Annotated in this window: 14 protein-coding genes and 2 tRNA genes; 10 read left to right on the top strand and 6 right to left on the bottom strand. The window is 63.4% G+C overall.

Annotated features, from left to right (window positions below):
* Positions 1-4: 4 nt before the first annotated feature.
* Positions 5-466 carry a hypothetical protein gene (locus GGQ88_RS11940; protein WP_183613501.1) on the bottom strand — a complete coding sequence of 154 codons (462 nt, stop codon included), beginning with the start codon at positions 464-466 and terminating at the stop codon, positions 5-7.
* 170 nt (positions 467-636) lie between these two features.
* On the opposite strand from GGQ88_RS11940, the gene GGQ88_RS11945 reads away from it, so the two are divergent.
* A tRNA-Asp gene (locus GGQ88_RS11945) sits at positions 637-713 on the top strand.
* Positions 714-986: 273 nt separating this feature from the next.
* Positions 987-1,063, top strand: a tRNA-Asp gene (locus tag GGQ88_RS11950).
* Positions 1,064-1,091: 28 nt separating this feature from the next.
* On the opposite strand, the gene GGQ88_RS11955 is transcribed toward GGQ88_RS11950, so the two are convergent.
* From GGQ88_RS11955 to GGQ88_RS11970, 4 genes are all read right to left on the bottom strand, one after another.
* Positions 1,092-1,310, bottom strand: a complete 219-nt coding sequence (locus GGQ88_RS11955) for a DUF2842 domain-containing protein (protein WP_183613503.1) — start codon at positions 1,308-1,310, stop codon at positions 1,092-1,094.
* A complete protein-coding gene (locus GGQ88_RS11960; protein ID WP_183613505.1) occupies positions 1,307-1,894 on the bottom strand; it encodes a 5-formyltetrahydrofolate cyclo-ligase in 588 nt (195 codons plus the stop codon). Before GGQ88_RS11960 ends, GGQ88_RS11955 begins: the two co-directional genes overlap by 4 nt.
* A 200-nt stretch (positions 1,895-2,094) precedes the next feature.
* Positions 2,095-2,448: a cell division protein ZapA gene (gene zapA / locus GGQ88_RS11965; RefSeq protein WP_183613506.1), complete on the bottom strand. Its 354-nt coding sequence runs from the start codon at positions 2,446-2,448 to the stop codon at positions 2,095-2,097.
* Positions 2,445-2,642: a hypothetical protein gene (locus tag GGQ88_RS11970; RefSeq protein ID WP_183613508.1), complete on the bottom strand. Its 198-nt coding sequence runs from the start codon at positions 2,640-2,642 to the stop codon at positions 2,445-2,447. The genes zapA and GGQ88_RS11970 overlap by 4 nt, the downstream gene beginning before the upstream one ends.
* A gap of 212 nt (positions 2,643-2,854) precedes the next feature.
* Here GGQ88_RS11970 and tkt point away from each other — a divergent pair, with 212 nt between their 5' ends.
* From tkt to GGQ88_RS11995, 5 genes are all read left to right on the top strand, one after another.
* Positions 2,855-4,825 (top strand): transketolase, encoded by a 1,971-nt coding sequence (gene tkt, locus GGQ88_RS11975; RefSeq protein ID WP_183613510.1) that lies wholly within the window; start codon positions 2,855-2,857, stop codon positions 4,823-4,825.
* A 20-nt stretch (positions 4,826-4,845) separates the two neighbouring features.
* Positions 4,846-5,853, top strand: a complete 1,008-nt coding sequence (gene gap / locus GGQ88_RS11980) for a type I glyceraldehyde-3-phosphate dehydrogenase (protein ID WP_183613512.1) — start codon at positions 4,846-4,848, stop codon at positions 5,851-5,853.
* A gap of 15 nt (positions 5,854-5,868) precedes the next feature.
* The gene (locus GGQ88_RS11985; RefSeq protein ID WP_183613513.1) at positions 5,869-6,336 is read left to right on the top strand and encodes an MOSC domain-containing protein; all 468 of its coding nucleotides are present in this window, start codon (positions 5,869-5,871) and stop codon (positions 6,334-6,336) included.
* Positions 6,333-7,520, top strand: coding sequence for a phosphoglycerate kinase (locus GGQ88_RS11990; protein ID WP_183613514.1), 1,188 nt, complete (start codon positions 6,333-6,335; stop codon positions 7,518-7,520). The genes GGQ88_RS11985 and GGQ88_RS11990 overlap by 4 nt, the downstream gene beginning before the upstream one ends.
* 153 nt (positions 7,521-7,673) lie before the next feature.
* A complete protein-coding gene (locus GGQ88_RS11995) occupies positions 7,674-8,561 on the top strand; it encodes a fructose bisphosphate aldolase (protein ID WP_183613516.1) in 888 nt (295 codons plus the stop codon).
* A gap of 201 nt (positions 8,562-8,762) precedes the next feature.
* On the opposite strand, the gene GGQ88_RS12000 is transcribed toward GGQ88_RS11995, so the two are convergent.
* Positions 8,763-9,161: a hypothetical protein gene (locus tag GGQ88_RS12000; protein WP_183613517.1), complete on the bottom strand. Its 399-nt coding sequence runs from the start codon at positions 9,159-9,161 to the stop codon at positions 8,763-8,765.
* A 93-nt stretch (positions 9,162-9,254) separates the two neighbouring features.
* Here GGQ88_RS12000 and thiE point away from each other — a divergent pair, with 93 nt between their 5' ends.
* From thiE to GGQ88_RS12015, 3 genes are all read left to right on the top strand, one after another.
* Positions 9,255-9,896 (top strand): thiamine phosphate synthase, encoded by a 642-nt coding sequence (thiE, locus tag GGQ88_RS12005; RefSeq protein ID WP_183613519.1) that lies wholly within the window; start codon positions 9,255-9,257, stop codon positions 9,894-9,896.
* Between the two features lie 57 nt (positions 9,897-9,953).
* Positions 9,954-11,087, top strand: a complete 1,134-nt coding sequence (locus GGQ88_RS12010) for a L,D-transpeptidase family protein (protein ID WP_183613521.1) — start codon at positions 9,954-9,956, stop codon at positions 11,085-11,087.
* A 67-nt stretch (positions 11,088-11,154) separates the two neighbouring features.
* On the top strand, positions 11,155-13,107 hold the full coding sequence (locus GGQ88_RS12015; protein ID WP_183613523.1) for an OPT family oligopeptide transporter: 1,953 nt from the start codon (positions 11,155-11,157) through the stop codon (positions 13,105-13,107).
* The last annotated feature ends 159 nt before the right edge of the window (positions 13,108-13,266 follow it).

The raw sequence follows: 13,266 nt of genomic DNA on the forward strand, positions 1-13,266 counted from the left end.
GGCTTCAGCGTACTACGCCGCGATAGGTCAGTTGCCCACTGCCGCGTGTGCCTGGGACTCTCCAGCGCAAGTGGGTGACGTCTTCGGGTGAAGCAAGGCGGAGGTTGCCGTCGCCGTCGCGCACCTGCAGATCACCCAGCGTTCCCCAGCTGCGTCCGCCATCGACCGACACTTCCTCGTCGCCATCGCCGCTGCGCTGGAAGGCTATGGCGCGGGGCATGGGGTTGGTGACCGTGAAAGTGCGGGCGCGGGCTGCGGTCCAGTTGACGATGAAGATCACGCGGTCGCCGGGCGTCAGGCGGTCGGCGCGTTCAAGAATGCGGGCCGTGCCGCCGCCGGGCGTTGAGACGAAGCGTTCGACGAAGACGTCGCTGGCGAAGCGGACCTGGTCGGCGGCTTGTGCTGCGGTCGGAACGCAGAGCATTGTCGCGCCGGTTGCGCCAAGAACAACGGAACGTGCAATCATCGCGGAGGCCCCCGCACGACCCAATTCGTGCGTAGCGGCCTTGTCGCACAGGGGTGCTAAAACGCGGTTAACGGCGGTTCACCACGTTTTTGCGCAGGTCGGCAAAATGCTGCACGATCAGCGTTGACAGCCTCCGGCGACTGCCATAGAGGCGGCGCTCCCAAGGGTGAGCGGGTGTAGCTCAGTTGGTTAGAGTATCGGCCTGTCACGCCGAGGGTCGCGGGTTCAAGTCCCGTCACTCGCGCCATTGGGAAGATGAAGAAGGCGCTTTCGGGCGCCTTTTTCTTTGCGTTCGTTTCAGTAAATTAGACTTATGTAGGAAACCCACCCCCAACCCCTCCCTTAAGGGAGGGGAGCGAGACTTATTGAGCCTTTAGGCGAAGTTAGTCGCAGCGGGGAGGGTATGCGGCGCTAATGGGTGATGGCAAGATCCTGGTACGATCTGGTCGGGCATTTCCGGCTTTCAGCGTGTTGACAGCCTGCCACGCCTGCCATAGATGCGCGGCTCCCCAAGGGGCGAGCGGGTGTAGCTCAGTTGGTTAGAGTATCGGCCTGTCACGCCGAGGGTCGCGGGTTCAAGTCCCGTCACTCGCGCCACCTTGGGGAATTTCACGGCACGGGCGTTTCAGCCCCAGCGGCCGGTTTCCATCCAGATCAGGAAGCGGCGTAGCGGGAGCAGCCAGGCTACTCCAAGTACGATGTAGACTACGGTCTGGACTGCCACGTGCCACTGCCCGATCGTGCCCGAGAACGCGGCGATGGCTGCGGCGTAAAGCACAAGTGCCAGCATCAGCAGGATGATTCCGATCGGCTTGCGCCAGGTGGGGCGATAGTCCTGGCTCACGCAGCGTTCTCCCAAGGTCCGTAGATCCGCGTCGGCGTTACCACGGCGTGGAGGGGTTGGTCATGGGGCTCATGGGGCAATTCGGCAGCAAGCTGGCAATCCCATGCGAGGCCGATGGCTGTGGTCGCCGGGTGCGCGGCGAGCCAGCGGTCGTAGTGACCACCGCCCTGACCGAGCCTGCCGCCGTTCTCGTCGAAACCGACGAGGGGCATAAACAGCACATCGGGGACGCGTTCCGGAGCGTCGTCAGAGGGTTGCACGATGCCTTGCCATGGGCTGGGGACCAACAGATCGTCTATCCACGGGGAGGCCCATTCGCGGAAGATCATCGGGGCATCGCGCCCGGAAAACCATGGCAGTGCGACCTTGTGGCCCGCCTCGTGGAAGAAGCGCGCGTAGGCGGTGGCAGGGGCTTCGGCGGGGCCTGCGAGATAGAGGCCGACCGTGGCACCTGCGGGCACCATCGCCACGACGGGCGAGGGCGGGCGCATGAACATCAGGGCTTTGACGCGCGGATCGAGGCTGGCGACATGGGCGTTGCGCCGCGCTCTGAGATCTTTGCGCAGCGCAATTTTCGGGTCCACGCAATGCTCCAGGGAGAGAAGGGGGAGGGTGACGGGCCCACCGTGGGTCGTTAGCTCGGAAAATCCTCCGACGCCTCGACGTCAGGTGGGGATCGTGTACCGAAGACCAGGGTCAAAGGCAGGGACAACCCCCTTGGATTGCTTATAGCCTCAGGGATATTCATGCGGCTCGTGCCGGGCAGATCCCGTCACTTCCCTATCTAGGCGCTTACCGGACCTTGCTCAAGGGCTTGCCTGACTTTTTCGACCCGCTCGGCCATTTGATTGACCCGTTCGACCAGCCGTTCGATCGCGCTTTCCTCGATCGACTGGGAGACTGGAGTGGAAGTGGGCGGCGACGCAGCGGTGGCGGGAGCCTCACGGTGGGCGTCATGCAGTTCGTCGGCGAGCATCAGTGCGGCGAACAGGAGCGTGCGAGACTCGCTCTGCGCGCCGCCGATCCGCCTTGCGCGTTCGTCGATCATGCGGCCGAGCATTTCGATATGCGACTCTTCGCCTGCCGCACATGAGACCGCAGTCGGGCGTCCGGCGATGATCAGATTGACGTTGCTCATTTGGGAAGACCAGCAAGCAGGAGGTCGAGCTGGCGAAGTTCCTGCGCGACGGTTTCCTTGAGCTTGCGATGGCGCACCTTGAGAATCGCGAGTTCCTTTCCGGCACTCTCGTCTCTGGCTGAAATTGCGCTCTCGGCTGCCGCAAGGGCATGCTCCAGCCTGTCGAGCGCCGCGTCCAATGCTTCCGTCACCATGGGCACGAACGCTAGCACATGTCCGGCTTATCGCAACAGCAAGGCGCATCGTCGCGTAGGATAACGCGCCACAACAGCTGTGGACGCGCATTGACATGCCCGCCAGCCTTGACCGTGCGGGTCGTCGTGACCAAAGAGACGCGACCCCGAATCATCGGAATTAGGGCTGAAGGTCGCTGCGGGCTGCACGATCAGGAAGGGCTTCTACAAGCATGACACGCGAATCCACCGAGACATTGGCGCCTATGGCCAATGCGATCCGCGCGCTTGCAATGGATGCTGTGCAGGCTGCGAATTCGGGCCACCCGGGTATGCCGATGGGCATGGCCGATGTGGCGACGGTTCTGTGGACGAAGTTTCTGAAGCACGATCCGTCGGCACCCAAGTGGTCCGACCGCGATCGCTTCGTGCTGTCGGCGGGCCACGGCTCGATGCTGATCTACGCGCTGCTGCACCTGACCGGCTATGAAGCGCCGACGATGGACAACATCCGCAACTTCCGCCAGCTAACTAGCCCTTGCGCGGGTCACCCCGAGAACTTCCTGCTCGAAGGCGTGGAATGCACCACCGGGCCGCTGGGTCAGGGTGTGGCGATGGCGGTGGGCATGGCGATGGCCGAGCGGCATCTGAATGCGCAGTTCGGTGACGAGCTCGTCGATCACAAGACCTGGGTCGTCGCGGGTGACGGCTGCCTGATGGAAGGCCTGAACCATGAGGCGATCGGTCTGGCGGGCACGCTGAAGCTGGGCCGCCTGAATGTCCTATGGGACGACAACAAGATCACCATCGACGGCGATACTTCGCTTTCGACGACCGAAGACATCCTGGGCCGCTATACCGCAAGCGGTTGGCACGTGACGTCGTGTGACGGGCATGATTTTGCCGACATCGAGCGTGCGCTGGCCGAGGCCGACGCTGACCCTCGTCCGTCGCTGGTCGCTTGCCACACGGTCATCGGCAAGGGCGCGCCGAACAAGCAGGGCGGGCACAATGTCCACGGATCGCCGTTGGGTGCGGATGAAATCGCCGCTGCGCGCGAATATCTGGGCTGGACTGCGGCTCCGTTCGAGATTCCGGCTGATATTCTGGCTAACTGGCGCGCTGCTGGTGCAAGCGGCAAGTCTGTTCGCGAGGCGTGGGAAGCGCGCGCTGCGGGCAATGCCAAAGCGGCTGAACTGGCGCGGCGGATGTCGGGCGAACTGCCGGCCGACACTGGCTATGACGCCTATGTCCAGTCGCTGATCGCCAATCCGCCCAAGGTGGCGACGCGCAAGTCGAGCGAGATGGCGCTTGAGGCGTTGACCGCCAAAGTGCCCGAAATGGTCGGCGGGTCTGCCGATCTGACCGGATCGAACAACACCAAGACCAAGTCGACTGCGCCGTTCACGCCCGACAGCTACGACGGGCGCTACGTCTATTACGGCATCCGCGAATTCGGCATGGCGGCGGCGATGAACGGCATGGCGCTGCACGGGGGTGTAATCCCTTACGGCGGCACGTTCCTGATGTTCTCGGACTACTGCCGCAATGCGGTGCGTATGTCGGCGCTGCAGCATCAGCGCGTGGTCTATGTGTTCACGCATGATTCGATCGGGCTTGGCGAAGATGGCCCGACCCATCAACCGGTCGAGCATGTCATGTCCTTGCGCATGATCCCCAACCTGCTGGTGTTCCGCCCCGCCGATGCGATCGAGACGGCTGAGGCCTGGGCGCTGGCGCTGGCTAACAAGGACCGTCCGTCGGTGCTGGCGCTGACCCGCCAGAACTTGCCGCCGGTGCGTTTCGATGCCGAGATGAAGAGCGCCAAGGGTGCCTATCGGCTTGTATCAGCCGAAGCCGCGCGCAAGGTCGTGCTGCTGGCAACCGGTTCGGAAGTGGCATTGGCGATGGACGTCGCCGCAGCACTTGAAGCAAAGGGCATCGGCGCGGACGTGGTGTCTGTACCGTGCTGGGAGCTGTTCGAGGAGCAGCATGCGGACTATCGCGCCGACCTGTTGCCCGCCGACACGCTCAAGGTCTCGATCGAGGCCGGCGTTACGCTGGGCTGGCAGAAGTACGTTGGCGACGGACTGACGATCGGTATCGATACGTTCGGTGCCTCGGCTCCGGCTGAGGTTTTGTTCGAACACTTCGGTCTTACGACTGACAAGATTGTCCCGCAGATACTTTCGCGGATTTCGTAAATTCAACAGGAGAACTTGGCATGGCGATCAAGGTAGCAATCAACGGTTTCGGACGTATCGGGCGCAACGTGGCCCGCGCCATCCTCGAGCGGCCCGATTGCGGCCTTGAGCTGGTTTCGATCAACGACTTGGCCGATGCCAAGGCCAACGCGCTGCTGTTCAAGCGCGACAGCGTGCATGGCGCGTTCGCGGGCGACGTCTCGGTCGATGGCAATGATCTGATCGTCAACGGCAAGCGCATCCACGTGACCGCCGAGCGCGATCCCGCCAATCTGCCGCATGCCGCCAACGGGATCGACATCGCGATGGAATGCACCGGCTTCTTTGCGAACCGCGAAGGCGGTCAGAAGCACCTTGATGCAGGCGCCAAACGCGTGCTGATCTCGGCTCCAGGCAAGAACGTCGACCTGACCGTCGTGTTCGGCGTGAACGACGACAAGCTGACTGCCGATCACAAGATCGTGTCGAACGCATCGTGCACCACCAACTGCCTCGCGCCGATGGCCAAGGTGCTGCATGAATCGATCGGTATCGAGCGCGGTCTGATGACCACGATCCATTCGTACACCAACGACCAGAAGATCCTCGACCAAATCCACAGCGATCCCCGCCGTGCGCGCGCTGCGGCGATGAACATGATCCCGACCAGCACCGGCGCTGCCGTGGCGGTTGGCGAAGTTCTGCCCGACCTGAAGGGCAAGCTCGACGGGTCTTCGATCCGCGTGCCCACGCCGAACGTTTCGGTGGTCGACCTGACCTTCACGCCGAAGCGCGACACGACGCTGGAAGAGGTCAACTCGTTGCTCAAGGCTGCTGCCGAAGGCCCGCTCAAGGGCGTGCTGGGTTACACCGAAGAGCCGCTGGTTTCGATCGACTTCAACCACGATTCGCATTCGTCGACGATCGACAGCCTTGAGACTGCCGTGCTCGAAGGCAAGCTGGTCCGTGTGCTTTCGTGGTACGACAACGAATGGGGCTTCTCGAACCGCATGCTCGACACTGCGGGCGTGATGAGCAAGTTCCTCTAAGGATTGTTGCAAAACATGGGACGTCTCGGTGGCATTGCGCGGCATGATCGTTCGCGTGGACCCATCGAGACGCTCGACCACGTTGCGGTCACGCGGACGCTGGGCGTTCGTGGTGACCTGCGTGGCGCGGTGCGGCCCGGAAAGACCGGGCGGCGGCAGATCTCGCTGATCGAAGCGGAAAGCTGGGAGGCTGCTCTTGGCGAGCTGCAGCCCGCGCCGGAGCGCGAACTGGCATGGCACGTCAGGCGCGCCAACCTGCTGGTGCAGGGCATTCGCCTTCCGCGCGAACCCGGCAAGGTCATCGCCATCGGCAAGACGCTGCGCATCGAAATTACCTGCGAATGCGATCCGTGCAATCGCATGGACGAAATCCACCCCGGCCTGAAACTTGCCCTGATGCCCGACTGGCGTGGCGGCATTCTCGGTCGGGTCCTGACCGATGGCGACATTGCCATCGGTGACGAAGTGAGGATCGAGCAATGAGCTTCAAGACCCTGGACGACCTTGGTGACCTGAGCGGCAAGACCGTGCTGGTGCGTGAGGATCTGAACGTGCCGATGGCCGATGGCGTGGTCACCGACGATACACGGCTACGCGCGACCGTTGCGACGCTGTGCGAGCTGGCGGATAAGGGTGCCAAGGTGCTGGTTCTGGCGCACTTCGGCCGTCCCAAGGGTCAGCCTTCGGCGGAATTCTCGCTGAACAAGCTGGCGCGGCCGCTGGCGCATGTGCTGGGCCGTCCGGTCGCCTATATCGACTGGGAGGGCGACAAGGCAGCGGTGGCAGCGATGCAACCCGGTGAGATCGCGGTGTTGGAAAATACGCGCTTCTTTGGCAGTGAGGAAAAGAACGATCCCGCAGTCGTCGCGCGGTTTGCGAGCCTTGGCGATATCTACGTCAACGATGCGTTTTCGGCTGCGCACCGCGCGCACGCTTCGACCGAAGGGCTGGCGCATGCGCTTCCGGCCTATGCTGGGCGGGCGATGGAGGCAGAATTGAAGGCGCTGGAAAAGGCGCTGGGCAATCCCGAGCATCCGGTGGCGGCAGTGGTCGGCGGGGCCAAGGTCTCGACCAAGCTCGATGTCTTGAAGCATCTGGTCGGCAAGGTCGATCACCTGATCATCGGCGGCGGCATGGCCAACACTTTCCTGGCCGCGCGCGGCGTGGCGGTGGGCAAGTCGTTGTGCGAGCATGACCTGACCGCGACGGCGGACGAGATTCTCGAGAATGCGGACAAATCGGGCTGCACGGTGCATCTGCCGTATGATGTCGTGGTGTCGAAGGAATTTGCCGCGAACCCGCCGAGCCTGCGGACCTGCAATGTGCATGAAGTGGCTGCCGATGAGATGATTCTCGACGTCGGGCCGACTGCGGTCGAGGCGCTGGCCGATGTGCTCAAGACCTGTCGCACGCTGGTATGGAACGGGCCGATGGGCGCGTTCGAGACCGAGCCGTTCGATACGGCCACGGTTGCGCTGGCGAAGACCGCAGCGGCGCTGACCAAGGAAGGTTCGCTGGTTTCGGTAGCTGGTGGTGGCGATACGGTTGCTGCGCTCAACCATGCCGGCGTCGCGGGCGATTTCTCGTACGTTTCGACGGCGGGTGGTGCTTTCCTCGAATGGATGGAAGGCAAGGAGCTTCCGGGCGTCGCGGCGCTCGAGCGATAAAATTTGAGGGCGCGTGTTGCACTGCGGCACGCGCCTGATTATGGACCGTTCGCAAATCGGCGCGTCACCCAGGTCGCGCATTTTTTTGGCGCAATTGCGCATAGCTATGCGGAGCCCGGTTTCCGGAGCTTTTGCCAGTACAAGGTGGGCTGAATGAACACGACCGAAATGACTGCGAAGATGGCTTCCGGCAATGGCTTCATTGCCGCTCTCGACCAGTCCGGCGGTTCAACCCCCAAGGCGCTCGCAGGCTATGGCGTGACCGAGGATGCCTGGTCCACCGAAGAGGAAATGTACGGCCTGATCCACGACATGCGTTCGCGGATCATCAGGTCTGACGTGTTCCACGGCGACAAGGTGATCGGCGCGATCCTGTTCGAACGCACGATGGATGGCTCGGTCGATGGCAAGCCCGTTCCGCAGGCGCTGATCGACAAGGGCGTGGTACCGTTCATCAAGATCGACAAGGGTCTGGAAGACGAAGCCAACGGCGTGCAGCTGATGAAGCCGATGCCGACGCTGGACGAGCTGCTGACGCGTTCGAAGGCGATGGGCGTTTATGGCACCAAGGAGCGTTCGGTCATCAATTCGGCCAATCGCGAAGGCATCGCGGCAGTCGTCGCGCAGCAGTTCGCGATCGGCAATCAGGTGCTCAGCCACGGCATGATGCCGATCATCGAGCCCGAAGTGAACATCAAGAGCGAGACGCGCGCAGAGTGCGATGCGATCCTGCTCGACGAGATCCTGAAGAACCTGGATGCGCTGCCCGATGGCGTGCAGGTCATGCTCAAGCTGTCGCTGCCGGTCGAGCCGTGCACGTTCGATCCGCTGGTTGCCCATCCCAAGGTACTGCGCGTGGTGGCGCTGTCGGGCGGGTTCAAGCGTCCCGAGGCTTGCGCGCATCTGGCCAAGAACAAGGGCATCATCGCCAGCTTCAGCCGCGCTCTGCTCGAAGACCTGCGTCACCAGATGACCGACGCGGAATTCGACGCAGCGCTGGGTAGCGCGATCGACGAGATCTACGCGGGTTCGATCGCCTAAGCATTATTCGGTTGAGAGGACGGAAATGGCCGCCCCGCACCTGGCATAAGCCGGGGCGGGGCGTTTTCCGTTTCGGGCTATCTTGTGTGCCAACGCTGGCGCTGAGCACCCACCCGGCTGCGACTAACTCCGCCTTCGGCTGCGTAAGTCTCGCTCCCCTCCCTCAAGGGAGGGGTTGGGGGTGGGTTTACGACCTCGGGTCTACTGGCGCGGCGTGATACTGAAGTGGAAGCGGTAGCTGGCGGGCGGGATCGCGCCCTCCAGTGTTGTTCGCCCCGGTTCAACCGTATCGAGCATCAGGCCGTCGCTGGCAGGTTCGCCGAGCGTGAAGTTGCGGAACGTGGATTCGCCGTTCTGCATGACGGTTGCGGCGACGATCACGCGCCCGGCCCAGACGCAACGGGCGTTCATCGGGCAGCGGCTGTCCTCGTTGATCGCGTCGGGACGGATGGTGAGCGCGCCGACGCGGATGGTCTGGCCGATCTGCGCGAAGCCATCGCTCTGCGGGGGCGGGGCCTGTTCGACTGCGGGCGGGATGATCGTGCAGGCCGACAGGGCCAGTGCGGGGAGGGCAGCGAGCGCGAGGATTTTGTGGTTCATGTACGCTACAATGATCGGCGCGGCTGAACCGGTCCCGAACGTGCCCACCACCTACATGATTGCAGCCGTGGCCCGGCGGGGATAAGGGGCGGCATGGCAAAACCTTCTGCAGACTTGTACCTGATCTCTCCGCTCGATGTGACCGGAGGCTTCGCCGACCGGCTAGCACGCGCGCTCGACGCCGGGCCGGTGGCGGCGTTCCAGTTCCGGGTGAAGGGTCTGGACGATCATGCCGCCGCACCCTTGGCCGAGCCGTTGCAGAAAATCTGCGCGGATCGGGACGTGGCGTTCATCGTCAACGATTCGGTAAGCCTGGCCAAGCGGCTTGGCGCTGACGGGGTCCATTTGGGGCAGAAGGACGGCGATGTCCGCGAGGCGCGCGAGCGGCTCGGGCGCGATGTGCAGATCGGGGTGACCTGTCACGACAGCCGCCATTTCGCGATGGCGGCGGGTGAGGCTGGTGCCGATTATGTGGCGTTCGGGGCGTTCTTTCCGTCGAGCACCAAAGAGACTGAGCATGTCGCGACGCTCGACACGCTGGAATGGTGGCAGACCATTTTCGAGCTGCCCTGCGTGGCGATAGGCGGAATTACTCCGGAGAACTGTGGGCCGATCGTGCAGGCAGGTGCAGACTTTCTGGCGGTGAGCAATGCGGTGTGGGGCGGCGATGAAGCGGCCGCCGTCGTAGCGTTCAACGAGGCGATCCGTGCCAATCCTCGGATAAACGACCGCTGACGGGAACCACGCGCGGCGACGGCGGGTTCTTCCGGTACAGTTTTTCCGGGAATTCCAATGCTTCGTTCCGCTGCAACCGCGATCGCTCTTCTTTCACTTTCTGCATGTGGCTCCGGGGACAAAGGATCTCCTAGCGAAGCAGCGTCCGATACGGCAGCGAGCAGCGACGCGCTGCTGTCAAAGGACCCGGCTCCGGGGCAAAAGGGAGAGGCCGAAGACATGGCCAGACCAATGATGCAGGCGCAGGTGGTGCTGGAGCGCATGGGTTTTGCACCGGGCGTCATCGATGGCAAGGAAGGCCTGTCGACACGCAACGCGGTTGAGGGCTTCCAGAGCGCCAATGATTTGCCGGTGACGGGCAAGTTCGATGAGCCGACGATGCAGGCGTTGGCAAAGTGGTCGAACATTCCGGCGACGCGGGTCGTGACGATCCCCGACGACTTCGCGCGCGGGCCGTTTGCGGCGCTGCCCAAGGACCCGGCGGCACAGGCAAAATTGCCTTCGCTTGGCTATGCATCGCTTGAGGAAAAGCTGGCGGAGCGGTTCCATACGACGGGCGACGTGCTGCGCGCGCTGAACCCGCAATTGGCGCAGCCCGCACCCAACCCGAGTGCAGCGTCAGAGCAGCCCGAAGCGAAGTTGCCGCCTGTGGCTTATGCCGCCGGACAGAATATTCGGGTGCCGAACGTGGGTGCTGATGCGTTCGACCGTAGCGCGGTGAAGGACGCGGCATGGGCCGATACGTTGTTCAGCCTGGGCGTGGGCACGACTCAGCCCAAGGCTGACAAGATCGTCGTCAGCAAGAAGGGTGGTACGCTCAAGGTCTACGACGCTGCCGACAAGCTGGTCGCGCTGTTCACCGTCACCACCGGATCGAGCAAGGATCCGCTGCCACTGGGCAACTGGAAGATCAACGGAACGTCGTACAATCCCCAGTTCAGCTATGACGCGAGCCTGTTCTGGGATGTGCCCGACAGCAAGGGCGAGCACCTGTTGCCGCCGGGGCCGAACGGGCCGGTCGGCGTGGTGTGGATCGATCTGTCGAAGGAGCATTACGGCATTCACGGAACGCCCGAGCCGCAGACGATCGGACGCGCCGAGAGTCATGGCTGCGTGCGCCTGACCAACTGGGACGCTGCGCGGCTTGCCGAGATGGTGAGCGGGTCGACGAAGGTTTCATTCGTAAGCTGAACGCCCTTCCCAGCGACTGCCCGGCGTGCCAGACACGGCGTTTGGTAACGAATAGTCGGAGCAGGGCATGACCGGGATCGCAGCGCCAAGGGAATTGACGGTTCGAGGCGTGATCCTCGGCGCGCTGCTGACGGTGCTGTTTACCGCTGCCAACGTCTATCTGGGATTACGCATCGGGCTGACGTTTGCGACGTCGATCCCGGCGGCGGTCATTTCGATGGCGGTGCTGCGCGGCTTTTCGGGCGCGACGATTCAGGAAAACAACATCGTCCAGACGATCGCGAGTTCGGCGGGAACGCTGTCGGCGATCGTGTTCGTTCTGCCCGGGCTGGTCATGGTCGGTTGGTGGGCGGACTTTCCGTACTGGGAATCGGTCGCGGTGATTGCCGTCGGCGGCGTGCTGGGGGTGATGTATTCGGTGCCGCTGCGGCGCGCGCTGGTGACTGGTTCCGACCTGCCCTATCCTGAGGGCGTAGCTGCCGCCGAAGTGCTGAAAGTCGGCGCAGGCGTCGGCGGGGCCGAGGAAAACCGCAAGGGTCTGGCGGCGGTGACCGCAGGTGGCTTGCTGGCGGCGCTTTATCCGTTGCTTGCCAAGATGAAGTTCGCGGTGGAGGAAGTCGGCGGCGTGTTCAAGCTTGGGTCGGGCAGCTCAATGCTGTTCGGCGGGCTGTCGCTGGCGCTGGTCGGCGTGGGGCATCTGGTGGGGATCGCGGTGGGCATTGCGATGCTGACCGGGATCGTGATCAGTTTCGGTTTCCTGCTGCCGCAATTCACGGCGGGTGGTCCGCCGGTCGGGACCGAGCTTGCCGATTTCGTCGGCACGGTGTTCCGCGAGAAAATCCGCTTCATCGGCGCAGGCACGATCGGCGTGGCGGCGATCTGGACCCTGCTGCGGGTTATCGGCCCGATCGTGCGTGGGATTGCCGGTGCGCTGGCGGCGAACAAGTCGCGCAAGGGTGCCGGGATGGACACGCTTGAACTGACCGAGCGTGATTTGCCGATCGGTATTGTCGGGGGGACGATCCTGCTGTCGATGATACCGATCGCCCTGCTGCTGACAGATTTCGCGACTGGCGGTCCGGTGGCGGGTGCGCTGGGCATGACGCTGATCGCGTCGGTGCTCTATGTGCTGGTGGCCGGCATCATTATTGCATCGGTCTGCGGGTACATGGCCGGGCTTATCGGGGCTTCGAACAGTCCGATTTCGGGCGTGGGCATTCTGGCGGCGCTGGGCATTTCACTGCTGCTGCTCGGCCTGTTCGGGCAAGGTGGAAGCGAGAGCGATACCAAGGCGCTGGTCGCGTTCGCGCTGTTCGTGACCGCAATCGTGTTTGGCGTGGCGACGATTTCGAACGACAACCTGCAGGATCTCAAGACCGGGCAACTCGTCGGTGCGACGCCTTGGCGGCAGCAGATCGCGCTGGTGCTGGGCGTGCTGTTCGGCGCACTGGTGATCCCGCCGATCCTTGACCTGCTCAATTCGACGTTTGGATTTCAGGGCGCGCCAGGCGCGGGACCGAACGCATTGTCGGCTCCGCAGGCGGCGCTGATCTCGGCGATTGCGCAGGGCGTGCTGGGCGGGAGTTTGGATTGGGATCTGGTCGGGCTGGGCGCGGCGATTGGCGCAGGCGTGGTGTTGATTGACGAATTGCTCAAGCGTTCGGGCAAGGGATCACTGCCACCGCTGGCCGTGGGCATGGGCATGTACCTGCCGACGCAGGTGACGATGCTGGTGATCGTCGGCGCGGTGCTGGGGCATCTTTATAATCGCTGGGCCAAGCGTCAGACGTCGCCCGAACTGGCCGAGCGCATGGGCGTGCTGACCGCGACCGGGCTGATCGTAGGGGATAGTCTGTTCAACATCGTCTATGCCGCGATCGTTGCCAGCACGAACAATCCCGATGCGCTGGCAGTGGTCGAGGACTTCCCGGCAGCACTACCGTTCGGGGTGGCGGTGTTCGTGGGGATTTTGGCCTACGCCTATTGGCGGATGCGGCGCGACGGGCGGTTTAGCGCTTGATAGCCTGGCGTTGAACCGCACACACACCCGTTCGTGTCGAGCGAAGTCGAGACACTGAGCGCGGTGTCTCGACTTCGCTCGACACGAACGGGCTGTGGGGTGAACAAAGGCCGTTGGGCCCACCCCCCCCCCCCCCACATGCGGCCCCCCCCCCCCCCG

The organism is Novosphingobium hassiacum (assembly GCF_014196055.1).
GTDB classification, from domain to species: Bacteria; Pseudomonadota; Alphaproteobacteria; order Sphingomonadales; family Sphingomonadaceae; genus Novosphingobium; species Novosphingobium hassiacum.